At 38.0% G+C, this 24,890-nt stretch carries 21 protein-coding genes and 1 riboswitch; of the genes, 8 read left to right on the top strand and 13 right to left on the bottom strand.

Translation table 11 applies throughout. The features are described from left to right. Positions 1-1,099 precede the first annotated feature (1,099 nt). The 4 genes from acsA to ACFQIC_RS13525 all read right to left on the bottom strand — a co-directional run bounded on the left by acsA (position 1,100) and on the right by ACFQIC_RS13525 (position 7,100). Positions 1,100-2,791: an acetate--CoA ligase gene (gene acsA, locus ACFQIC_RS13510; protein ID WP_204709283.1), complete on the bottom strand. Its 1,692-nt coding sequence runs from the start codon at positions 2,789-2,791 to the stop codon at positions 1,100-1,102. 145 nt (positions 2,792-2,936) lie between these two features. Continuing rightward, entirely contained in the window at positions 2,937-4,724 is a 1,788-nt protein-coding gene (locus tag ACFQIC_RS13515) for a PLP-dependent aspartate aminotransferase family protein (protein ID WP_204709281.1), read from the bottom strand. Between the two features lie 365 nt (positions 4,725-5,089). Continuing rightward, positions 5,090-5,199, bottom strand: a riboswitch (SAM riboswitch). 75 nt (positions 5,200-5,274) lie between these two features. Beyond that, a complete protein-coding gene (locus tag ACFQIC_RS13520) occupies positions 5,275-6,420 on the bottom strand; it encodes a trans-sulfuration enzyme family protein (RefSeq protein ID WP_204709279.1) in 1,146 nt (381 codons plus the stop codon). Between the two features lie 68 nt (positions 6,421-6,488). Further along, positions 6,489-7,100, bottom strand: coding sequence for an NUDIX hydrolase (locus ACFQIC_RS13525; RefSeq protein ID WP_204709277.1), 612 nt, complete (start codon positions 7,098-7,100; stop codon positions 6,489-6,491). Between the two features lie 125 nt (positions 7,101-7,225). Here ACFQIC_RS13525 and ACFQIC_RS13530 point away from each other — a divergent pair, with 125 nt between their 5' ends. Further along, a complete protein-coding gene (locus ACFQIC_RS13530) occupies positions 7,226-7,405 on the top strand; it encodes a hypothetical protein (protein ID WP_204709276.1) in 180 nt (59 codons plus the stop codon). A 108-nt stretch (positions 7,406-7,513) separates the two neighbouring features. Beyond that, the gene (locus ACFQIC_RS13535) at positions 7,514-8,902 is read left to right on the top strand and encodes a hypothetical protein (RefSeq protein ID WP_204709275.1); all 1,389 of its coding nucleotides are present in this window, start codon (positions 7,514-7,516) and stop codon (positions 8,900-8,902) included. Between the two features lie 22 nt (positions 8,903-8,924). On the opposite strand, the gene ACFQIC_RS13540 is transcribed toward ACFQIC_RS13535, so the two are convergent. Next, complete coding sequence (locus tag ACFQIC_RS13540; protein ID WP_204709274.1) at positions 8,925-9,701, bottom strand: alpha/beta fold hydrolase; 777 nt, start codon at positions 9,699-9,701, stop codon at positions 8,925-8,927. A 169-nt stretch (positions 9,702-9,870) separates the two neighbouring features. Between ACFQIC_RS13540 and ACFQIC_RS13545 the strand changes: the two genes are divergently transcribed. Then, on the top strand, positions 9,871-10,458 hold the full coding sequence (locus ACFQIC_RS13545) for an SCO family protein (RefSeq protein ID WP_204709273.1): 588 nt from the start codon (positions 9,871-9,873) through the stop codon (positions 10,456-10,458). 183 nt (positions 10,459-10,641) lie between these two features. Here the strand turns inward: ACFQIC_RS13545 and ACFQIC_RS13550 are convergent, their stop codons facing one another. After that, complete coding sequence (locus ACFQIC_RS13550; RefSeq protein ID WP_390217258.1) at positions 10,642-11,163, bottom strand: sigma-70 family RNA polymerase sigma factor; 522 nt, start codon at positions 11,161-11,163, stop codon at positions 10,642-10,644. Positions 11,164-11,425: 262 nt separating this feature from the next. Here ACFQIC_RS13550 and ACFQIC_RS13555 point away from each other — a divergent pair, with 262 nt between their 5' ends. Next, on the top strand, positions 11,426-12,694 hold the full coding sequence (locus tag ACFQIC_RS13555; protein ID WP_204709271.1) for a helix-turn-helix domain-containing protein: 1,269 nt from the start codon (positions 11,426-11,428) through the stop codon (positions 12,692-12,694). Between the two features lie 51 nt (positions 12,695-12,745). Here the strand turns inward: ACFQIC_RS13555 and ACFQIC_RS13560 are convergent, their stop codons facing one another. Beyond that, positions 12,746-13,645: a DUF1002 domain-containing protein gene (locus ACFQIC_RS13560; protein WP_204709270.1), complete on the bottom strand. Its 900-nt coding sequence runs from the start codon at positions 13,643-13,645 to the stop codon at positions 12,746-12,748. Between the two features lie 177 nt (positions 13,646-13,822). Here ACFQIC_RS13560 and ACFQIC_RS13565 point away from each other — a divergent pair, with 177 nt between their 5' ends. Both ACFQIC_RS13565 and ACFQIC_RS13570 read left to right on the top strand, forming a co-directional pair. Further along, positions 13,823-14,194, top strand: a complete 372-nt coding sequence (locus tag ACFQIC_RS13565; protein ID WP_204709269.1) for a DoxX family protein — start codon at positions 13,823-13,825, stop codon at positions 14,192-14,194. Positions 14,195-14,254: 60 nt separating this feature from the next. Beyond that, positions 14,255-14,776, top strand: a complete 522-nt coding sequence (locus ACFQIC_RS13570; protein ID WP_204709268.1) for a type 1 glutamine amidotransferase domain-containing protein — start codon at positions 14,255-14,257, stop codon at positions 14,774-14,776. Positions 14,777-14,824: 48 nt separating this feature from the next. On the opposite strand, the gene ACFQIC_RS13575 is transcribed toward ACFQIC_RS13570, so the two are convergent. From ACFQIC_RS13575 to ACFQIC_RS13590, 4 genes are all read right to left on the bottom strand, one after another. Next, positions 14,825-15,985: an acyl-CoA dehydrogenase family protein gene (locus ACFQIC_RS13575; protein WP_204709267.1), complete on the bottom strand. Its 1,161-nt coding sequence runs from the start codon at positions 15,983-15,985 to the stop codon at positions 14,825-14,827. Between the two features lie 139 nt (positions 15,986-16,124). Beyond that, complete coding sequence (gene ytvA / locus ACFQIC_RS13580) at positions 16,125-16,919, bottom strand: YtvA family blue-light photoreceptor (protein WP_204709266.1); 795 nt, start codon at positions 16,917-16,919, stop codon at positions 16,125-16,127. Between the two features lie 63 nt (positions 16,920-16,982). Further along, positions 16,983-17,516 (bottom strand): nucleotidyltransferase family protein, encoded by a 534-nt coding sequence (locus ACFQIC_RS13585; RefSeq protein ID WP_390217225.1) that lies wholly within the window; start codon positions 17,514-17,516, stop codon positions 16,983-16,985. Between the two features lie 31 nt (positions 17,517-17,547). Further along, complete coding sequence (locus tag ACFQIC_RS13590; protein ID WP_204709264.1) at positions 17,548-18,402, bottom strand: LysR family transcriptional regulator; 855 nt, start codon at positions 18,400-18,402, stop codon at positions 17,548-17,550. A gap of 122 nt (positions 18,403-18,524) precedes the next feature. On the opposite strand from ACFQIC_RS13590, the gene ACFQIC_RS13595 reads away from it, so the two are divergent. After that, on the top strand, positions 18,525-19,736 hold the full coding sequence (locus tag ACFQIC_RS13595) for an MFS transporter (protein WP_204709262.1): 1,212 nt from the start codon (positions 18,525-18,527) through the stop codon (positions 19,734-19,736). 324 nt (positions 19,737-20,060) lie between these two features. On the opposite strand, the gene ACFQIC_RS13600 is transcribed toward ACFQIC_RS13595, so the two are convergent. After that, entirely contained in the window at positions 20,061-20,951 is an 891-nt protein-coding gene (locus ACFQIC_RS13600; protein WP_204709261.1) for a selenium metabolism-associated LysR family transcriptional regulator, read from the bottom strand. 112 nt (positions 20,952-21,063) lie between these two features. Between ACFQIC_RS13600 and ACFQIC_RS13605 the strand changes: the two genes are divergently transcribed. Beyond that, positions 21,064-22,068: a YeiH family protein gene (locus tag ACFQIC_RS13605; protein WP_204709260.1), complete on the top strand. Its 1,005-nt coding sequence runs from the start codon at positions 21,064-21,066 to the stop codon at positions 22,066-22,068. A 1,031-nt stretch (positions 22,069-23,099) separates the two neighbouring features. Here the strand turns inward: ACFQIC_RS13605 and ACFQIC_RS13610 are convergent. Then, entirely contained in the window at positions 23,100-24,257 is a 1,158-nt protein-coding gene (locus ACFQIC_RS13610; protein WP_204709259.1) for an AI-2E family transporter, read from the bottom strand. Positions 24,258-24,890: the final 633 nt, after the last annotated feature.

A 24,890-nucleotide genomic window follows, 5' to 3' on the forward strand; every position in this document is an offset into this window, starting at 1 on the left:
AGGATACCCCACCTTGTTTTTTTAAGCCTAAAACTTACTTACACAGACTATTGTACGTCATCCGTCTAGTCCGCTTTTCCCGCAGGAGTCTCCCTGTTTTCCCTGCCCTCCCTGCTTTCTTTTTCATAAACGGACCCGAATAGTGGGCTTCCTCCATAATGAAATCAGAGGATAAACATGCTGTTATATCAATGGCTACGTTTTCGTAATCCCTTTTATAAACGTCATCTTTCCCTGAAAGAATAAATTTCCAGATAAAGATGATTTTATGAATCAAAAGAAACACACTTGGCCGGGATTCTGAAAGACAAACAGCTAAAGAAACCGGCTTTTTGAATCGTTCCAGTACATTCAAGCCTGAAATTCTTGAGTCTATGTACACTGTTGAAAGAAACAGCTTACATCATTTATGGAGCGCTATATTCTTACAATTCAAGACCTCGATCTTCAAACAAGCTATGCATGAAAGTTGTTTCCTTTTTAAAACAAGGGTATGGTCAATTAGCTAGTACAGGCAGGAATTTCATCTTTTTGAGAACGAAATCCATTATTTTCACGCATTAGGATTTATGGATTCGATCCTTTCGACTCCCGAATGATTATGCCGACTATCCGGAAATTCATGGTTTTGGAGTAAAGGCAGATACATCATACTTTAACAGTAACGGTAGAACGGCATGAGTCCGCTAGAAACATACGGCAAGGGGCGGTGGGGAAGGTGGAGACTCCTGTGGGATACGCGGGTTAGATGAGACCCCGGAAGGCGCCAGCCTGAGGAGGCTCAGCGCACGCCCACGGAAAGCGACTCCTTCCCCACCGCCCCTTTCTCCACACAATCATCTCAGAATCGAGTCTTCAACAATCCTGCCAGTTACCGCAACAAGCACAACTTCGTCAATGTGCATAACTATTAGTATGTTACATTTTTCGTGAGCATCATATCGATAAAAGAAATGTTTCATTTAATAAGCAAAAACTGTGTCAACTCTTACAAGCGGTCACACCTTGATAAGACACAATAAAAAGGGAGCACTGAATCGTTCTGCAATTCAGTGCTCCCTTTACAAATGCATTTCAAAATTGAATTAATTAATACTATCTATCCAGCTTTTTCAGTGTCTCTTTTTTTCAATTCTCTTCGTAAAACCTTTCCGCTGATTTGAGTTTTAGGAAGTTCTTCAACAACTTCGATCTCTTTAGGAGCTACGTGGGCAGCAAGCCCTTTCCGAACAAATAAGCGAATCTCTTCTAACAGTTCTTCACTTCCATCATAACCAGGGTTTAAAGCAATAAATGCTTTAACGATCTCTCCTCGAACCGGGTCAGGCTTACCTATAACCCCAACTTCCTTTACGGCTTCATGCTCTATGAGTTTGCTTTCGACTTCAAATGGTCCGATTCTCTCGCCTGAAGAATTAATCATGTCATCACTTCGACCTTGGAAAAATACATAACCATCTTCATCTAGATAAGCAAGGTCACCAGCAATATACCACTCAGGACCATAAGGAAAATAGGAATTGAACTTTTCTTGATTTTTCCATACTTCTTTCATTAAAGATGGCCAGGACGACTTAATCGCCAAATGCCCCGTTTTCCCTGCAGGTAGAATTTCACCATTATCATCTAGAACTGCAACTTCAATTCCTGGGATAGGACGCCCCATAGAGCCTGGTTTAATTGTTCTAGTTGGTAAATTTGCAACAAGTTGAGCTCCTGTCTCTGTCATCCACCACGTATCATGGATGCGGAGATTAAGTGTTCTCTCCCCCCAGTGAATAACCTCTGGATTCAGAGGCTCTCCTACACTTAAGATGTGACGAAGTGAATACAAGTTATATTTATTTAACGTTTTATCCCCTTCAGCCATTAACATACGATAGGCAGTAGGAGCACTATACCATACGGAAACCTTAGCTTGTTCCAGCACTTGATACCAGGACTTTGCAGAAAAGCGGCTTCCATGGATAACCGTAGTTACGCCATTAAGTAATGGCGCAAATACACCATAGACTGTACCTGTTACCCATCCAGGGTGAGCTGTGCACCAATAAACGTCACCCTCTTTTAAATCAAGCACCCAACGGCCTGTTTGGTACTGTTGAATCATATTACGGTGGGCATGGATGATTCCTTTTGGCTTACCCGTTGATCCACTTGTGTAATGGATATTCAAACCATCATCAAGATCAACCCAAACAGTATCTGCTGTATCATCAGCTTCTGCTGCTTCTTTTGTAATAGAAACATCTGACCCTGCTAGTTCAAAGTCTGTTGTAAATACCGTTTTCAAGCTTGGAATTTCATCTCTGTTTACACGATCCAGAAATTTCAAGTCTGTAATGAGATATTCTCCATCACAGTCATTGATTCTATCCTTTACCGCCTCTTCCATAAATGCTTCAAACAGCGGTCCCACAACGGCTCCAATTTTTATGGCAGCTAACATTGCTATATGACAATACGGATGCTTAGGTAAGAAGACAAAAACAAAGTCCCCTTTTTTCACTCCATGAGCCTTAAGTACATTGCTCCAGCGGTTCACTTCCTGTTGAAGTTCTTTATACGTGTACGTTTCTTCCTCACTTTCAGTGAAATAGTGAAGGGCGATCTTATCGCCCTTGCCTTCTTCCACGTGACGATCTACACATTCATAAGCCATATTCACATTTCCTGTTTGATACCAGCTAAACACCGGATGAACACGTTCCCAACTAAATGGTTCGCCTTCCATCCACTCTTCCGCTACATTGTAAGCTCCACATTTAGGTGGAAGGGTTCTCGTAGTCATACGATGAGCCTCCTTACTCTTTCATAATATCTGTCTTTAAAGTCTTCTGTTTAAGATCAGCTAAAAAAGGATGCTTAAAGGCTTCTGTTTTTTCGCTGTGCCATCACAATATTAATCCTAGTTCTTGAAACATCATGCCAACTATTTAAATTTCACATGCATAAGTTTCGATTGTTCCTCTTAACCGCTGTGCTTCTTTGTACGTGCAACGATTGTGAATAACTTGAAGTCCTGCCTCACTGGCAATCTTCGCAGCCTCAGGTGCAATAACACCTTCTTGTAACCAGAAAACGTCAGGCTGAACATTAGCTGCCTCTTTCGCAATTTCCACCGCGGCTTCAGGGCTGCGGAAAATTTGTGCCACATCTATTTTAAACGGAATAGAACTTAAGTCTGGATAGGCTTTCTCACCTAACACTTCATCTTCTCGAGGATTGACAGGAACAATTTGATAACCTAAACGCTGCATCTTACGCGCTAAACGGTGACTTGGACGGGATGGTTTTCCACTTAAGCCAACCACAGCCAGCCTCTTCGGTCGAGTCACTTCCTTACCATCTACTTCTTCCTTCACTTGAGCTGAACTTAAAGCCCACTTAATAACACCTTCATCATTTTCTGTAATCGTAGAAGCTACTTCGCGACCAGTAGCTTTACCAATAGCGCGATTTAAGTCATTAATTAAATCTTTCACTGATTCAATACCTACAGATAAACGAATTAGCTCTTCTGTTACCCCACTTGCAACTAAGTCTTCTGCTGATAACTGTTGGTGAGTTGTTGATGCTGGGTGAATAATTAGTGATTTCGCATCTCCTACGTTTGCAACGTGAGACCATAGTGAAATATTGTTAATTACTTCACGGCCAGCATCACGACCACCTTTAATTCCAAAGTTCACAATGGAACCATATCCACCTTCTAAGTACTTGCCGGCAAGGTCATGTGCTGGATGCTCTGTTAAACCTGGATAAGAGACCCACTCTACATCTGGATGTCCTTTCAAGTATTCTGCTAATTCAAGAGCATTATCATTGTGACGCTCAACACGTAGATGTAACGTTTCTAGACCTTGAATAAGTTGAAAAGCACTTTGCGGACTTAAGCATGCCCCAATGTCTCTAAGCAGTTGAACACGCAGCTTTGTAATAAAGGCTAATGTTCCAAAATCAGCCGCATATTTAATGCCATTGTAACTTGGATCTGGCTCTGTGAAGACAGGGAACTTACCGTTAGTCCAGTCAAAACGGCCACCGTCAACAACAACTCCACCAATCGTTGTACCATGACCTCCTATCCACTTCGTCGCCGAGTGAACAACAATATCTGCACCCCATTCAATTGGTTTACAAGAGTAAGGAGTAGCGAATGTATTATCAACGATAAGTGGAACCCCATTATCATGAGCAATTCCGGATACTTTCTCAAAATCTAGTACATGCAAGCTGGGATTTCCAATCGTTTCAGCAAAAACCGCTTTTGTTTTATCAGTAATCGCTTTTCGGAAGTTTTCAGGATCTTCTGGATCAACAAATACTACGTTAATACCATATCGCGGCAAAGTATTAGCAAATAAGTTATAAGTACCACCATATAAGTTTGCTGCAGCAACAATCTCATCTCCTGCTCCAGCAATATTCAAAATGGATAGAGAAATAGCTGACATTCCAGAAGCTGTAGCCACAGAAGCTACCCCATTTTCAAGTAAGGCCATTCTCTTTTCAAAAACATCTACCGTTGGATTACCAATTCGTGAATAAATATTCCCAGGCTCATCTAGAGCAAATAGGCTTTGTGCATGATCTGTGTCATGGAAAACATAAGATGTCGTTTGATAGATTGGAACGGCTCGAGAACCTGTCGTCGGATCTGGTGACTGTCCACCGTGTAAAGAAATTGTATCTAAATCATAGCTTTCAAATGAATTTGTCATAATAAAATCCTCCCTTAGAATAAATAAAATTTATTGTTTACTTTTAGGCTGTTTTAAATCTAGTTCTTGATTTTTGTTACAAAAACTATTGATTTCTTTATTAGGCAAGTTGCTTATCTTAGTCCGTTAAAGCTTCCGATTGCGGGAAGACGATTCGGTTACTGCATTTAAAGAAAGGTGGTCCGAAAAGCGAGCTATTTCCCCGACCACCTTCCTTTCGTGTTGGTGACGGAACGGCCAGCTATCCCAAGCGTGTTATTGGCCGATTGTTGAATAAACTTATTCCTCACTTTTCAAATCTGAGATAAAAAGATGCAAAAAACCCCTCTTCGATAAGAAGAGGGGTTTGTTATAAACGGGTCCTCCTCTTATCTCTCAGATCAATGATCTGTAGGATTTGGCACCTTCTCAAACTGAATATTTGTAGGTTGCCGGGCATCACAGGGCCTATTCCCTCTGCCGCTCTTAATAAGAGTTTGCATTATTTAAATTGTCTATGCTTATCAATTATAGGCACTTTACTAACTATAGTCAATAATTTTTTGAATATTTATTTAATAGATTGATGGATTGCCTGCTTGAACTGGGCAGCAATATCTTCCGCTTCTTCAATTCCAATAGACAGTCGAATCACATAATCATTGATTCCAATTTTATTTCGTTCTTCCACAGTTAAAGCCCGATGAGAAGTACGTACAGGATAGGATACGGTTGTTTCAACTCCTGCTAACGTCGGTGCTAGCTTAATCCATCCTAATGATTTGAAAAACGCTTCTACATCAACCTTTTCAGCTAACTCAATCGTTACAATGGCTCCTTTTCCTCGTTCAGAGACATATTCCGGATAATAGACGCGTTCCACTCCATCGTCTTCGTTTAACATTTGAGCTACCTGGTCTGCGTTATGTGATTGCTGTTTCACTCGTAATGCAAGAGTTTTTGAGCCGCGCTGCGTAAGCCATGCCTCAAAAGGACTTAAGTTTGTGCCTAAACCAATAATTCTCTGCTTTGCTTTTGTAATCAGTTCTTCATGCCCTACTACTACGCCAGAAGTAACATCACTATGGCCACCGATATACTTTGTCGCGCTATGAGCCACAATGTCTATTCCCTTTGTATAAGGCTGTAGTAAGTAAGGTGTAGCAAATGTATTATCCACCATTGTCCTCAAATCGTGTTGTTTGCCCAATTTAACAAGATTTTCAATATTTTCTACTCGTAGAAAAGGATTGGAAATGGATTCTGTGTACAACAACTTCGTATTCGGACGAATTGCAGCTTCTATGGACTGTTCATCAGCAAAAGAAACCATTGTATATTCAATACCAAAACTCGCTAATTGCTTAGTAATCAATTGATGTGTTCCACCATACAAGTCTTCAGCAGCTAATATATGATCTCCTGCTTCAACAACCGAAAGAATTCCAGCCATAATTGCTGAAATGCCAGATGAAGCTGCTACCCCTGAAGGTGCACCCTCCAAATTAGCAACCGTCTGTCCTAATTCATCTGTGTTCGGGTTATTCTCTCTCGTATAGGAATACGGCACCTCTCCTGCATAATAGCTTTCCAAGTGATCCAAATCACGAAAGGTGAAAGCAGATGTTTGATAAATTGGAGTAGCTTTGCTATTTAATGCTGTATCTTGATTTAACTTATTATGTACAACACGTGTACTAAATGATCGTTTTGACATCGAGATCTCTCCTTTTAGACTCTAATTCCTCATAGTATATAATAACATTCTCCCTTATTGTCAAAGAATTATAATTCTCTCTCATTCAAAATCGCTTGTACAACATGCTGGTAATAATTAAAGTCATGAGGACAGAAGTGATGGCGTAATAAAGTAATTTCATCCCCGCTTAATACCGAGGTCGCTATTAGGTGTTGACGATTTTTCGATATCATACTTAAGAAATCTTCTAAGTCGATTTCTACTACGTCCGTCACTTCTTCGTTAATCGCAAACTCTAATTCGTTATTATAAGGGTATAAGTAAATATGGCAAATTTCTTTGTCATTTAGAGTCTTCATCTTTAGTTGTTCTTTATGAAAGCCAGAGTAGATAATATTCTCCTCCCTAAGCTTAAGTCCCAACTCTTCCTCAATTTCCCTCAATCCGCCTTCAATGCGACTTTCATAGAGGCCAATATGCCCCGCAGCCGTTATATCGTAAAGATAAGGGAAATCCTTTTTAATACCTGAGCGCTTTTGAAAATAAATAGCCGTTCGATTTTCTTTATGTTTATAAAACCAACAATGAAAACTCTCATGCCAATCTCCGTCACGATGTACTTCATCTCTGTCTTTTTCCCCTATAGGCGTCAACCAATCGCTAAATATCTTCAGCATTTCTCCCATACGTTCACTCATTTCTCCTCATCGAATTTAGTATTATACTTAGTCTATCATAGAACGACAATAATCGAGGAAATTAATAAAAATCTCGTTTAAAAAATTGATCTTACGGTAAACTAAAAGTTGAGGAGGTAGATAAAATGAGGAAGAAAAAATCTAATCATAATAAAACCGACACATCTAATCAAACGGCCGAGTTTTTCTCACACTCTTCTGAAGTAAATAAAGCATTTACTAATGTTGAGCAAGAGAAGGACCCAGATAAAGAGAAAGAGTCTGATGCTATTTTAGGTCACTATTCAGATAGAGACTCTCAATAAAACGCACAATCTCCAGAGTGGGATTGTGCGTTTTAATTTTTTAAAAATAACAAAAATCTGCTATCATTAACCATAGTAATTCATCTTTTTCAGAAGGGACGCTTATAGATGAAGAAAGTGAAGTGGATGGTAATAGCAGTCATTCTTATAGGATTCACCCTAGCTGTTCAGTGGAGTATGGGAGAAGAAGATAATGCGACAAAAAAACTTGAAGTGTTTCAAAATCCTACAGCAGAGGAAGTAGGACTGCCCGACAATATTAAACAAGCTGAAACTCGTGAAGATGTTGACAAGTTTTTCGAAAGTCGATCACGAGGATATACCAAGGCTAAGGAAATGGAACTCATCATAAACCCGAACCAGTCATTTGAGATCCCAGAACATGAGGGAGAGCTTACAATTGATGAAGTTTGGTATTCTCAACATCAAGTATTCATGTATTACAGTGTAGACCTTCACGTATTTGAAGGAAAAGACAATCTTTCAACAAGGTCGTTATTTAACATTTCCAACATCAACCTAACTGCTTCAGAAGGTGACTTACCAACGCAGTCCCATTCAGGATTTAATTCCGGACAGTCTTCGGAACACCTTATTACCTACGATGGTAAACTTTACGGTTTGACTATGATGCCTCCATTAGGTCAACAGAATCAAGATACTGAAATCAACGAAACAGCCTTAACCTCTTTTCAGATAGAAATGGCTGGTGAAACTCAAAAAACAGAGGAACAACCAATAAAATATACATATGAATCAGGGCAAGAAATCCTGCAGTCAGCTGAACTACAAAGTACGTACAAAAAAGATGGACTGTCAATTGAGCCTAAACAAATTGAACTAGGGATTACAAATAATAGGATCACTTTTGAAATCACCCATGATGAGTATGAAGTTGCAAACCTTCATGGAACCATCAGCGAAGGTGACTCAAGCAGGGATATTGCGTTTATTATTCAAAATAGGGAGAACCCTGCATTGTACGAATCCTCATTCTTTCCTTTTTTTGAAAATCCAGAATCCTTACAATTGGATATTGATAGAGTAACGATGCTAACGGAAGAGGGGTATTCATTTGAAGTAGACGTGAGCGATTATGAAGAGGTAATTGATGATGATTGGAGCCGCGAAAGAGTCGAGGTAGACGAAAAAGTAGCGGAACTTTATAACACTGATGTTTATTTAGAAGAAAAGGTCTATGATCCTTCAGGTAACTCTGAAATGCGTTTATCATTTGAACCTCATTCAGATAATACAATCCATTTAAGTTCAGAACCAATTCACATTCCAAACCAAGATTACCGACGAAATTTGAAGGTCTTCTCTGATGGAGAAGAAGCTCCTCACCCTCCATCAATGGTATTTGATGAAGAAAATTCAATTATATCACTTTCTCCTAGATTGATTGAGGATTCTGAAAGCCTATTGTTTGAATTTGACAAAACATCCATATCACAAGAGATCGAACTTGAAGAAGAGATTGAATTGACCAAATAAGCAAGGGGCTAGTATCCCTTGCTTATTTTCTTTTAACAAATGTTCGACTAAAAAAGTCTCTTACTGCCAGATTTACAGTTGGTCCTTGGGTAGCAGGCAATTGGTGAAATGCATTGTCGACTACAGTGAGTGAAGCTTTTGAACACCTTCTGTAGAAGCGGGCATGGTGGTAAACCCAAAATGAACGTTTACCATATAAAAGCAAGATAGGCACTTGAATCTTTTCTAGCTGCTTACTACAGTCATATTGGGAGGAATGTTTATAAAACTCATACCAAACAATAGGGTCTGATTTCAACATATGATGTCTTTGTTCTTCTCTAGTTACCGTATCTTGAAAGTGGGTCTGACTGAGTACTTGAGCTAAAGAATCAGGGTTTTCTCTCACCCATTGCATACCAATTTCGAATTGAAATGCTAAAATTTTAGTATCGACTTTAGGAAAAGCCCCTGACAATATTAATCCCTTCACCCTATTAGGATTACTTAGGGTGAAGTCTTGAGCGACAGCCCCTCCTGCTGAATATCCAAACAATATAATCTGATCAAGCTGAAGGTGGTCAATTAAGGAAAGAATTTCAAGAGTGTAATCACTAATTTCAGGCGATAACTTCACTGTATCTGAATCCCCATGGCCACTTAAATCGGGCAATATAATCCGGTAATGTTCAGCCAATTCTTGCTGCTGTTCAAAGACTTTCCGCCCCATACCAGGCGGATGAATAAATAATATGACATTACCGACTCCGTGATCTTCATAAAATATTCGCTGTCCATCCACATTTGTATAAAAAGGCATAAATATCCCCTACTTTCTGCTTCTAGACGTTTAGTATTTCCTTCTTAGAGTCCAGCATACGTTTTATGTAAAAGTGAAGAACAATAGTCAGAAACCGCTACAAGATTGACACCTTGATTATCACAGCCGTAAACTGTAATTAAAATACTTAAAAGTGAGGGAGTATCACATGTTATACAATCGTTTTCTTATACTATTTTTATTTGTTACAACTACTCTGCTTTTAGCGGCTTGTGGAGAAAAAGAGCTTGAGGATCCTTTAGAGTGGGAAATTGATAATTTGAGTGGCACGACACAATCTGAAGAAAGCTTTTCAGTTGATGATATGGAAGGTGAGGTATGGCTTGCTAATTTCATATTCACTTCATGTGAAACTGTTTGTCCTCCGATGACAAGAAACATGGCAGAAATCCAGGACAGACTAGAAGACGAAGGCATTAATGCAGAGATTGTCTCTTTTAGTGTTGACCCAGAAGTTGATACACCAGCTAAACTGGAGGAATTTGCCGCCGCACAGGACGCCAGCTTTGATAACTGGTCTTTTGTAACGGGATATTCTCAAGATGAGATTGAAACGTACGCTCAAGAGAGTTTCAAGACCGTAGCTCAAAAACCTGAAGGAGCAGACCAAGTATCTCATGGTTCTTCCTTTTTCCTTATGGATAAGAATAATGAAGTCATGAAACATTATAAAGGGGACACTAATGTACCCTATGAAAAGGTCATTGAACATGCCGAAATTTTGGCTAATCAATAAGCAGGCTTTGTCCCCGCAATACAGAAAAAGCGAGCACCTTTGCTCGCTTTTTCTAATGCAATATATCCTTTACAGAACAACTTTGTTACATGCTCATATATATAAAGTTGTTCTATTAAAAGGTACAAGTTACGTTTTTGTCTTCCTTAACTGAACTACTTATAATGGTAAGTACTCCTTTTATTAACTGTTAGCCACAACAGTTTCTCTCATTTCATTTCCTAAATAATCACGCGCCCGTTTCATTCTTGTTTTTAGAGTGTTTTCATTCATATGCAGCACATGAGACATTTGTTTAACAGATAAATCGTTAAAATAGTATAGATGTACAGCTTCATGATAATCAGGCTTTAAGTGATCAATCGCTTCATGAATATGATCATACTCCTCTTTTTCCACTATAATCTCTAAAGGATTTTGAACATTTGACTCTGTATTAAAAAGCCACTGATCCTCCCAAGGTGTAACATTGCGATTTGAGTAACTTCGCAAGTAGTCTTTGCAATGATTAATCATAATCCTGAACACCCACGCCTTCATACTATTGCCTTTTTTAAAAGAGTCAAATCTTTCATAAGCTTTTAACAAAGCCTCTTGTACCATATCTTCAGCTGTCATTGTTTCCTTTACGTAACAACGGGCTGTTCGCAGTAAGGAGGCGTAATGATTTTCTACAATTTTATTTATACTTTGATCTCTACTCATATCACTCACACGGCCCACTCCATTACAATATATCCCTAGTTTTTCAGGCTTTCATTTATCGTACAATATTCCCTGTATATATAAATCTTGTTTTTGTACTATTATGAGAATGAATTTTAGCAATTTTCCAGAAAAATAAAGGTGTTAAGGCATGACTTGACTAATTTTTAACAAAACATCCATTAAACTGATTCTTTTGAACTATTCAGCCGAAGACAAGTTCTGTATGATGGAGACATGAGAAAATATGGGGGAGATGGGCTTGAATATCGGAAGAAGAATTAATCTTTATCGGAAATTAAATAATATGACACTAAGAGATCTTTCGGGTGATACCATTTCGCTTGCACACCTTAGTAAAATCGAGAACGGCTATCGCAATCCTGGAAAAGCAACACTTCAATCAATTTCTAACGCACTAAATTTACCAGCCACTTTCTTTGAGGACTTTGAAAATGAAGACCCCGAGGTCCACCATGTTCTCACCCTGCTGGAACAATTTATTATTACAAATATAGAGAAAGCAACATCTCTTGTGGAAACCTTAGAAGATAATTACTTTCATTATTTATCGAACGTACATCAAGAAATTTACTATCTTTTATTAAAATGTGCATACTACTTTAAACATAAGGACCACGCAAAAGCATTAACTACATATCAAACTTATCTTCAACCTTTTTTAGATGAAAAAGAAATCAAAATAGCCCCCTCTTATATTAGAAATGCTTACCATTATTGTGAGGGAATTAGACATTACCAAATGTCTGATTATCGAATCAGTTTAGAGCACTACAAACAATTTTCTCTAAATGATCAATCCCTGTCTGTCAAGGCAGCTTTAACTTATAACATTGCGGTCCTTTCCAATGCGGTGGAACATTATAGCCAAGCGGTTACATTTAGTCATGAAGCATTAACTTATTATGAAAACTTACACCAGCTAAATGAAGTAACAATGGTCTACAACCTGATTGGTGTCATTTTCTTAAATCAGGAAAAATTCGAACAAGCCATGGACTATCTATCCGAAGCTGAAAATCGATCAGAAAGTTTACCAAACCAACGCTTGCTCACTCAAATTTTTCATAATAAAGGAGTGGTCATGCGAAAAACGGGTTGTGATGAACCTGCATGTAAGTACCTGGAAAAAGCTATTGATCTTAAGATAGCAGAGGGGCTCCTAGCCAGCAGGCAAATCACCTATCATTCGTTATGCAAGGCTTATCTAAGTTTAGATCGCTTAGAAGATTCACTCCATTTATTTAGGAAAGCAAAGACTGAAGTAAGCCATCCTGCTGATTCCTATTATTTACTTGAAGCTTTTCTCGACTATTACAAAAAAACAAATAATGATGAAATGTACAAAGCCAGCTTAGAAAAATGCATTTATTTCTTTGAACAAGACGCAGATCAAGAACCCTTAGAAACCTTGTATTTAAAATTAGCGAATCATTTATATGAAACCGGTAAATATAAGCGAGCTGCAGACTGTTATATAGCTCATATTAAAAGAATCAATACGGTTTAATAAAAAGAACACCTCAGATCCTAGAAATTTAAGGATACTGAGATGTTCTTTTTAATTTAGAATAGAACGGAAGAAATCAGTTAAGCCGTCAAAAAACTTTTGCATAGCGTTTGATACTTTATTCCAAAAGCCTTCATCATTAATAATATCTTGAATACCGCCAGTCAATTCATCCAGTTGATTTTTCACAGCATCAAAATTAATATTCAAGTCGCGCATTTGATCAAACAAATCAATTAACCGTTGGCGGTCTTCCTCACTAAGTTCAATATTCAAATTGTTTAATTGTTCTTCAACAATTTGCTGAACTTCTTCTTTGGTAGCAGGGTTTTGTTCTGCTATAGATTTTTTAATTTCAGTCAAAAGCTCACTAACCTCTGCTTCATCTACCCCATTATCAGCAAGAGAAGTGGCTACATCTAACTCTTCACTAGCAACTTCCATTCGTTCATTATCTAACTTCACACCCTTAGCATCATATGCTTTATAAATTCCAGTTAAAGCAGAGTGTCCACTTACTTGGACTGAAGAAGCAACAAATACATCAGCATTTTCCACCCCAGCCGTTAATAACGCATTGCTGTACATTTCCTTAGTAACCTTTGTTATATTATCTGGTGTGACAATTTCGATATTTAAACCTTCTTCACTGTCTTTGTGGAGGATTTTCACAGAAGAATACATATTTGAATTTGGATTACCCCCAATATAATTGGCGATATCCTCGCCTGTAACCGTAAATTCATCAACCTCTGCATGTTGGTCCACTTCCAACAGGTCAGTTACTTTCGACTTTTGAGAATCTGATAAAGCTTCTCCATATACTACAATCGGTAAACCTAATTTCTCATTGATTCCTTCATTGCCAGTTGATGCTTGGACACCGTGCGGAAGAAGAGAACCAACAACTAGTAATAACGCAAGTAATAGAAAATTAACTTGTTTTTTCATTATTTTCGACCCCTTATAATAGATTCAAAACTGATGTACGATTATGTTAAACTTAATTATTATTATACCTGTTTAATTTACTTTGGCATCATCTCTCTAAATTATTTTTCCATACAAAACTATATACGCTTAAGTTGATCCAAACGTTTCACTTTTAGCAAACAAAGGAGTTCCATTATGCATACGATCAAAACAGTAGCACTATATCTATTCGCCGTCATCTTTTTCTTAGCGGGGGTTAGTCATTTTATCTATGAAGCAGGATATGCAACCATGATTCCAGATTTCGTTCCCTTACAGCTTGAAATCGTCTATATTACCGGAATTACTGAATGGATGCTCTCGCTTTTCCTTGTTTTCCCCCAAACAAGGCGTCTTGCCGGTATCGCTATTGCAATATTCTTGGCAGCTGTCCTACCTGCTAATATTTATGCTGCGATCATCGGGGCTCCTGCTCCTTGGTCAGAAGAAACTAACTTCTTAGTATTATGGTTGAGACCTCTTCTTCAGCCATTCCTTATTTGGTGGGTACTTGTAGTATCAAAATAATGCATCAGTTCCTTTCTATTTGATACACTAGAGTTAATGAAGAATTTAAGGAGGTTGTATATGCGCTTACAAAATAAAAAAGTGATTGCCCTCGTGAGTAAGGATTTCGAGGATTTAGAATTATGGTACCCGCTTCTACGTCTACAAGAAGAGGGTGCAACGGTACATTTAGTTGGAGAAGAAGCAGGAAAAGAATACCCTGGTAAATATGGTGTTCCAGCTACAGCTGATTATTCTTTCGATGACATTAGTCCTGAAGATTATGATGGCATTCTTGTTCCAGGAGGCTGGTCACCTGATAAACTACGTCGTTACGACAGCGTTCTGAATATGGTTCGTCATATGAACGATAATAAAAAGCCTATTGGCCAAATTTGCCATGCCGGCTGGGTACTTATTTCTGCGGGTATTTTGGAAGGTCGTCAAGTCACAAGCACCCCTGGAATTAAAGATGACATGACGAATGCTGGAGCTACTTGGCAAGATGAAGCTGTTGTACTAGACGGTCACATTGTGTCAGCTCGTCGTCCTCCTGACCTTCCGCCATACGCAAAAGCTTTTGCCGATTTATTAGCACAATAACTAATTTTAAAAAAGCTTAGATCATACGAGGTATGATCTAAGCTTCATTTATGTGTTCAAAGCTTTACCTGCCAACATCCTCAACACAGCATCGTCCATCGGTGGATTATGCAATCCTGCGCGAACATCACGGTAATATTTTTCAAAAGAGTAAGATTTGGATAAACCACGGCCTCCTGCAATTCGCATAGCAAGATCCACAACCTCAGCTGCAGTGTTTGTAACAGCCAATTTAACCGCAGCTAACTCTGGCCCCATTTTCTCGCGAAGCTCAGGCTCTTCATCCCATCTTCGCGCTGTGGCATACAAGAAGTTATGAGCTTGCATCAGTTTCCATTCCATTTCACCGATTTTATCTCTAATATGATTGACTTCTGATATTGGAGTATCAAGACTATTAGGTTGAAATGATTTCGCAAAATCAATCGCATCATTCCGAGCGGCTACAGCGATCCCTAAATAGCAAGCAGGGATATGCAACAGCCAACCTTTAGGCGACGGCTTTTCTCTTCCTTTTACTTCAACTAAGTCATTAACACTTAGCTCAACATTCTCTAAAACTAAGTCATCACTAGCTGTGCCTCGCATGCCTAATGTATCCCAAGTCTTATCGACACGAATACCTGGTTGATGACGATCAATTAAAAACCAACCGATGTCTTTAAGGTCATCGATGTAAGCTGAAACAATGTAATAATCTAAATGCTCAGCCATTGATGTAAAAGTTTTCCTTCCGTTAATTATATAAGTATCTTTCTGTCTTACAGCCTTAGTTTCGGGAATACCACCTCTAGTTGGACTTCCTGTAGCAGCTTCGGTAGCCGCACGGTTAACAATGGTTTGCTTGGTAGCTATCTCTTTTGCTAAGTGTTCAAAGTGATCCTTACTCCAAGGCTTATCATCACTTAATTCCATTACTATTCCAATATGCCATCCGATTGATAAAGCAACAGCCCCATCGCCTTCTGCAATTTTTTCTTGTAATAGTAAAAATTCATATAAAGACAAGCCTTCTCCACCAAAATGTACAGGTAAACTTAAAGAAGGATACCCCTCTTGTTTTATCACTTTCAACGTTTGATGAGAGAATTCTGCCTCACGGTCCGTTTCCTTTATATGAGCACGAGCTTCTGTTGCGATAACCGATGCTTTTTCAAACAGACGTTCCTGCCTCTCGTTTCTTGACCATGAACGTATCATATCACTCATAACATTCACTCCCTTTGGAACCTTCATTTAAATCATACAAAAGCTGTTGGGATTAAGCGAATGATTCGTTTGTTTCGCCTCCCTACCCTAGGTAAATAGCATACGACTCTGGCAGCCTTTCGATACACTAGGTAAACAGTTAGCGAATATCTTGCAAAGCTTGCTTGACAGATGAATAACTTTTTAAAGATAATTTTCCGAAGTCTGCATAAGATGCACTTTGAATAGCAAAGTTTGGTTTCACCCCTGTAAGAAGAAGGGTTGTCCCCATTAAGTTAAGCAGTTGATTTAATTGATAAATACCCATATGAATATTTTCATTAAATGTGTGAACAGCGGAAAGATCAAGTATTAAGAAATCTTCCTTCGTTTCCTGAACGTGAAAGCTAACAACATCAAGCATCTGCTGTATGCGCCCTTCATCAACTGTTCCAATCAATGGAAGCACCGAAATATTATCTGCTACTGGTACGATTGGTGTAGACAAACGCTTAATCTCAGAAGAATAATGACCCACAAGATTTTCTGCATCCCGTCTTTGAGTTACGTCTTTTTGTACACCAACAAAAAACGTTTGATTCATCTTTTCCATATATACAGGATAAATTAGTAATTCATTCCAAAAGGATATACCATTCTTTTTGTAATTTAATAATTCCACCTGCACAAATTGCACTCGATGTAAGGCTTCACGAATTTTTTCAATTGATTGAGGATCCGTATCTTCCCCTTGTAAAAAACGACAATTTTGTCCGATAATTTCACTTGCCTCATATCCAGTTATCTCTTCAAACCCTTTATTAGCATAAATAATGGGCATATCATCTTGTGCAGGGTCAGATATAACCACCCCGGCTCCTACATGATCGATCGCTGCTTTTATAAATTCATCTTGGTGTATCTCTTCTAGTTTATCTAAGGATTTATTATCCATTATGTAAGATCTCCTTTCAGAGAAAAATAATAATACAGGATCTTTATAAACTAACAGAACAACTTACCACGGTTCGATAGACAACTTCGGCCATCTTCTCTTCCATTTAAGAGACTTCTGATCGTAAACTTCCTTTGGAATAAGCTTTTTGTTAGGACGAACAATCATCTTAAAAAGGTCATCTAAACCATAAGGAGCATAAACTTCGTACACACCATTTTTCTTTTTAACTCCAACAGCTGATGCAGTGGTAGGCCATGTATCAATAGCTTCTTCAGCAGATCTATATGGCGAAATCTCTTTACCGAACTTTCCTTTATACCATTGATGTACTCGTGCTTCATTTGTAACATCAATCGAAAAATTCAAGTGCTTAAGTTCTTTCTCAAGGTTTTTCTCTATAAGGGATTCTTCACTTCCATGATGATCTCTATCATCAAAATATACAATATCAATATCACCAATACCGTAACCCAGCTCATATCCACATAAAACATTCCATACGGATTGAGTAATACAACCCGCCCCAACATAATAATGTTCAAAATATCCTTCACATGTGTGAAATACTTCTTGAAGAAAACTAGTTTGTTCCATGATTCTGATCAAATGCTGTTCCTGCATAAGGTCACCCCTTCCAAAGCTTACTCTCAAGTAGTTGAGTAAAAGCTTCAACTTGCGGCAACGTACGGATTTCACGCTTCATACATGCCCATGTTTCTCTGCTCAAAGGCTGCCCATTTATTTGTAAGGGCACATTCGGTAATGTTAGTAAATCTTTAGTTATAAGACTCTTCGGTAAAACCGTCATTCCTAGTCCAGTTTTCATTAGTTGTTTGGCCGTCTCAAAATGGTCCACTTTTATTGTTCGCCGAACATTCAAATCATTTTGTTGAATCATCCAACTCTCTACAACCTTTTGATAATCTGCATCTGTCTTGAACTCTATAAAAGGACGCTCCTTATCCCCTTCTAACGGTTCAGTATCAAACAAATACAATGGGTCACTAAATAAGTGAATGTTTTCATAACCTTGCAGCAATTCACCCCGAACAATAACAAGGTGGTATTCCCCAGCCGCATGTTTGATTTCCGCACTTACCCCTGTCACTAAGTCGATCTTAACACGAGGATATAATTCTATATATTCTTGTAAAATTAACGGTAAATAGTGATGACTGATCAAGGAGGAAACTCCCAACGATAACGTCCCAGACACCTCACCTTTTGTCCGTGACAGTTCATTGTATAAATCCTCTTCTTGAGAAAGCAAAGATTTAGCATGTTGTAAAATCGTTTCTCCTTGGGCTGTAACCACCAACTGCTTCGGTGTACGTATAAAAATTTCAACGCCGAAATATTCTTCTATGTATTTTAACCGTTGAGTAATAGCCGGCTGAGAAATTAATACGTTTTTGGCAGTTGATCGAATCGTTTTATATTGCTGAAGCTGAATGATTAGACGATAATCTTCTACTTTCATAGTTCCACCACCCCGATAAAGTATACTTATCACCTTCCATTATAAATCACTATTATTTTAAGTGCATGAAAAAGAGTATGCTATTTATAGGGACCCAGAAACAAGTTAGGAGGATGGCACGAATGAATAAAAAGAATACAAATAAGTTACTATCAGGCTATTTTTTATATGAATGCGGAAGAGCTATGTATTTTGTGCTCATCACATGGTTCTTATATAAGTGGACTAATGACGCTATGTATACAGGGTTTCTTATCAGTTTTGGATTCTTGCCTGGTTTGTTTTCCAATGTCATTTTCGGAGTTCTCGTGGACCGATATAACCGAAAAATACTAGCCAACATAGCTGGAGGAATAAGTGTTCTTGTATTAGGTGTATTATGGAGTTTCTTTGCTTTTGGATCGATTAATCCTTGGTGGGTGATTATCACCCATATGGTACTACAAACAACTGGTTCACTATTTCGACCATCATTGCAAGCACTTGTAGCTGAAGTTTTTAAAGAAGAGGAACTTCCTAGGATCTTTTCGCTTTCAGGTTCAGCTACAATTTCTGGAAGTCTTGTGGGTGCAGGGCTTGGAGGGGTGTTTTCCAGTTTTCTATCTATTCAATTATCTATCTTTCTAGTCATGTTTCTATATATAGGTGCATTTTTTGCCATAGTAGCTTTAATTTATGAGCCTTCCATAACTCACCATCAATCTGCTAAACCATCGTTCTTTTCAGAATTACGATCAGGTTTCACCTATTTAAACTCCCATAGAATGCTTTATGGTATTTTTGTCATGATGATGCTTGGACAACTGACATTTCATACAACCCTCGGGTTTTTATCTGTCTATACAAGTGATTATTTAAATAAGCCAGCTATTATGTATGGTGCTTTAGACGTGACTTTTTCTATTGGTGGAATTACGGCCGGAATTTTAGGTGCTTGGTGGTGGAAACGCATGAAAAACCACCTGGCAACCTACTCACTATCAGCAGTAGCTCTAGGGCTTCTTCTTTTAGGAATTACTCATCATGTAATTTCTGCCTTTATCGGTGTTCTTCTTATCGGTTTAGGAACTTCGTTCGTGCGAGCATTATTACAATCAGTACAACAAATGGCTACATCCAAGGAGTATCATGGGAGAATGGCGAGTTTCAGAATGTTATGTAACCAAACTGCTGTCGTCCTATCTGGACCTTTATTTGGGTTTGTTGCCGAATCAAATGGTGCTAATTTTGTATTTCTCTCTCTACTCGCACCGATATGTCTAGGTATTGCTTGGTCGTTCTTCCAATCAAAACATCCGCTTTACATTAAAATAACCCATTCAAAAACTGCATAACAACAAGGTATGTGTGCTTTACATACCTTGTGACTTTCTATTCATTTAAAAAATATCAATTTATCTTGTTTCTTCTTCCGGTGCTTCTTTATAAACCTTCTCTACTTCAACCCCTAACGCCTTAAAGTAATCGACAATCTGATCTAGGCTTTTCATGATTTCACCTCATTATAAATTTAGATTGGACTAGAAACTTCAAGTGACTTATTTCATTATTTACGAGTGACCACCCTCGTTTGTTTCATTTTCTCTAACCTAACCATACCCTAGATTTGTTCGTAATATTCAATTTTAGTTATATTTACACAGAAATTTTACATTTGTTCATGAGAAAGGATGAAGCTCTTTAACTAAATCAATAAACACCGAAACATTTTTAGATATTTCTTTCTCATCTGCCGGAATAACGTATGAAAAAAAACGCGTGGCTGGCTTTAGATAAGGAAGTGGATACATAAGTTCGTCGGCATTTGATTGTATTACTACCGTTTTAGAAATAATCGATAGCCCGAGCCCTTGCTTTACACCCTGGACAACCCCATGATTGCTACCTATTGTAACCATCTTTCCCGGTCGAATATTATAACTGTCTAATAAAGACTCCATGACAGCCCGAGTTCCAGATCCATGTTCTCTACATATCCAAGTTTTATCCTGGAGATTATTAAAATCAATTTCCTTGTGACGTCGAATAGAATGATGAAGCGGAACCACAACAACCATCTCATCCTCCATAAAAGGAAATGATCTTAACTCCTTTTTATTTACTTGCCCCTCTACAAGTCCAATGTCGTACTCATGCAGTTGAACACCTCGATTAATTTGTTCAGTGTTATTAATTGTTACTTTTAGTTCAATTTCAGGATAGTAATCATCAAAAGATTTCAACATTTCAGGGAGTATATATTCTCCTACCGTATAACTGGCACCAATTCGTAACGTTCCTCTTAGTTGATGGTGATATTCATGAACTTCAGTTTGTGCCTTGTTGAGTAAACCTAACATTTGTCGAGCACGCCGATATACAATGTCCCCTGTGTTTGTCACTTGAAACCTTTTTGGCGAACGATCAATTAAAGTAGTTTGAAATTCACTTTCCAGGCTTTTAATATGAAAACTCACTGTTGGTTGTGATAAGTTCAATTGTTTGGCAGCTTTTGTAAAGCTTTTCAGTTCAATTACTGTTACATAGGTTTGCAAGGATTCTATGTCCATTTACCCACCTCCTGATTAATATTATTAATGATTGTTATTATAAACTTTTATTTTACTAATATTAGACTCACTCGTATAGTGTGATATAGAAGAATAAAAAGGCAGGCTAAACATGACTCATACAAAGAAAGTAGGTAAGTACTACTCCCTTCTACTTGGAGTGGCTTTCACTTTTATTATAGCGAGTATTGGATTTTCACTTGCTTCCTTACCCGGATTTCAGCAAATTGGGTCTCTTTCCGTTGCTATTGTTCTTGCTATATTATATAGACATTTTCTTGGGTTTCCCGAAAGAATCAGAGCAGGCATTCAATTTTCAGCAAAGCGTTTACTGCGGTTGGCTATTATATTGTTCGGTTTAAAACTAAACATAAACGTGATTTTAGATGAGGGGTTTCCTTTAATGCTACGTGACCTTCTAGTCGTTGCTTTCAGTATCGGGGTCATGATGCTACTCGCTAAGTGGTTAAAAGCTGACCAATCACTTTCGATATTACTTGGAATTGGAACTGGTGTATGTGGAGCTTCTGCGATCGCTGCTGTTTCACCGATTTTAAAAGCAAAAGAAGAAGATACAGCCTTAAGTGCCGGAATTATATCGTTAATAGGAACCATCTTCGCCATTGGGTATACGATCATCCGCCCTATCCTTCCAATGGAAGCAGTGGCCTATGGAATGTGGTCAGGCTTAAGCTTGCACGAAGTTGCTCATGTTGTTTTGGCGGGAAAACCTGCGGGTGAGAATGCTTTAGCAATGGCCTTACTCGCAAAACTAGGCCGCGTCTTTCTCCTCATCCCTCTTAGTATTATTTTAATTTGGATTATGAATCGAAAAAAACAGAATACGACAGACCACAAGATTCCATTCCCTTGGTTTTTAGTTGGGTTTTTAATAATGAGTATTATAGGCAGTTTTGTATTAGGAACGTACATCTCCGTTTCTAATTCGGTAATGGATGGGGTTTCAATAGTAACCTCTTATATTTTAACAATGGCTATGGTTGGACTAGGACTTAATGTCAGTCTTCATGATTTACGTCAACGGGCATTCAAACCTGTGATTGCTGTAGTCTTAACATCAATTCTATTAGCAATCGCAACCTCTTTTATTGTATAACTAGGCAGCTAGAGGTTTATACATTCATACGAGTAGCAAACCAGAATAATTTCCCCTAGATGGTGTCACACTTTTAACCATAGAAAATAGTGTCCGATATTAATTTAAGCTCACAGCGAGAGGCCACTGAAAAACTAAAATTCTAAAATAACAGGTGAAATAACATACTAAAACACACTATGTTTAGCACCATAAATATCAGTACAAATAACAATCAAAAACGCTTGGATTTTTAAATGCCCAAGCGTTCTTTTTTATATTTTCTTGTTAAACTAAGCTCCAGATTGTTTAATAAAAGAGAATGGCGGTTCCGTTGCTTTTCATCGAAGAATGGGGGATGGAACGCAACCCTTTTTTTGAAAAGCGGGGGTGCTGTGAATATTGCCATTGAAATGATCTACTTGTGCGATTAATAGATCCTGTACTATTGATCTGTACTATAAATTCAGAAGAGCTGGTGATGGTAGGCATACACACCAGGTAAGTTCCTAACCGCTGTTTATGGACTGAAATTATTACCATAGTGGCTTTATATCAAAGCCCTTAATAGGTGGGCTTTATTTAAATAGACCATCACACCGTTTTTTAACAACTTTCTAAGTGGCTCAATAGATATAACAGATATCTCATACTTTATCAAAAATGGAGAACAGTATGATTCCGATAGAAACATACGGCAAGGGGCGGTGGGGAAGGGGGAGACTCCTGTGGGATACGCGGGTTAGATGAGACCCCGGAAGGCGCCAGCCTGAGGAGGCTCAGCACACGCCCACGGAAAGCGACTCCTTCCCCACCGCCTCTTTCTCCACACATTTATTTCGGAATCGACTCTTCAATTATTTTTTACCAATTAACATAGTAATTAGCACGTTGACCACAGCTATTGTGATTTTGTATGATAATTCAAGTGTTATCATCCCATAACACTTGAATCAGAAAAATAAGAGACCAAATCATATGCGATTTGGTCTGCTACTTCGTAAGTTTCTCCACCGAAACAGAACTACTTAATATTAATTAGGAGACTTTTTCTATGATTTTGATATTCCATATTGATTATCAGATTCTGAATGCTTATTAAATCTACGTTGAAACCAGTAAAATATATGAGTTACTATCACTTTTATAATCGCATAGCCCGGGATAGCTACAATTACACCAACCACCCCAAATAAGTGGCCAGCTGTAAGTAGGACAAATATTATAGTAACCGGGTGTACATGTAACCTTTTCCCCATAATTTGCGGAGAAATAAACTTCCCTTCTAATAGCTGTACTACAGTCCAAACAACAGCCAGTTTTAACAACATAAACGGCGAGGTTACAATTGAAATGATTAGCGCTGGGAGAATAGCAATCATAGGTCCCAAATAAGGTACAACGCTTGTGACACTAGCAATCGCAGCAAGTAATAAAGCATAATCCAGTCCAATGATTAAAAATCCAATATACATCATGACTCCAATACAAAAGCTTACAATAATCTGCCCTTGAATATAAGCGCTCAATTGATGGTCTATTCCTTTAAACACACTAGATAACTCGGGACGCATCTTTGGAGGAAAAATTTTCAAAACCATATTTGGAAGCTTCTCTCCATCTTTCAATAAGTAAAAGAGAATAAATGGCAATGTAACAATAGCTATAATGACATTTGTAACAGTAGAGATAAAATTAGTTAAACCTTCTACAGTACTACCAGCATAAGATGAGAAATTATCCGATACTTGTCCAAGTGTTCCTTCTATATCTTGAAACAAGTTATTATAATAGCCAGCAAACATAGAGTTTCTTAACCATTGATCAATGGAATTTGCTAATTCCATTAAATATTGAGGTAACTCGTCGGCCAGGCTCATAAACTGTTTTTCCAGAAATGGAATGATTAGAAATATTAGCAAAGTGATTAAACCCGAGACTAAGGCTAACGTAATCAATATTCCCCAAATTCGCTTCAATCCAAAACGCTCTAATAAACCAGTAAAAGGACGAAGTAGGTAGTACACAACGACAGTAAATAACACAGGCAAAGCAATCGTTTCCAAGAAAATTACAATTGGATGAAAAATAAAGGAAACTTGCGTATAGACCAAAACGTTTAAACCCATGAATAAAATAACAGCTAATATGTATAGTAGGCTTCGACCACCAAAAAACCTAATCAATGGTGTTGATTCCCATTTTTCCATACATCTCCCCCCTTGTAATTACCTTAATAGTCTACTATGTATTTTAGCATAATCCCTGAATACAAGCTCATACACCCTACAATTAAGCTTGGAAAGAATCCACTGTTATGAAAATTATATGCAAGATCTTATCATTCTATCTACAAAAAACGCGACTATAGAGGGGGTTACTTCAGCGGTGCAAACAAGCAATTCACAAACCTCTTATGTGAATTGTCATAAGAACAGAAGGAAAAAATAGTTCCGTAGTAAAGACAGAGGAATGGGATCAAGGAAAAGTTTCGCTTTCCTTGGATGTACGGTGATCCTTCCCACTTATATAATGAGGATTTAGTTGAACAAGAAATTTCATAAAAACAAAAGCTTAGAGATAAAATTTCTCCAAGCCTTTTTAACTGTGATTTAGAATGTGAAACGTATTTGCGACAATCCTGGGAAAAATTCTGTAATTTCCCCTGTTATTTAGCATTTTGCACCTTACAAGTAAACCCGTTTCTATTGAGAGGCATGCCTTTATTAATATCTTTTAGCCCTGCGTTTACGCATGAACTTTCTTATAATCGGATAAATCATCGGACCATATTTAATCAAACGTTTAATCAATCTTCCCACCTTAATAACCTCCTACCTGAA

This window comes from Halobacillus seohaensis (assembly GCF_042663045.1).
GTDB classification, from domain to species: Bacteria; Bacillota; Bacilli; order Bacillales; family Halobacillaceae; genus Halobacillus_A; species Halobacillus_A seohaensis.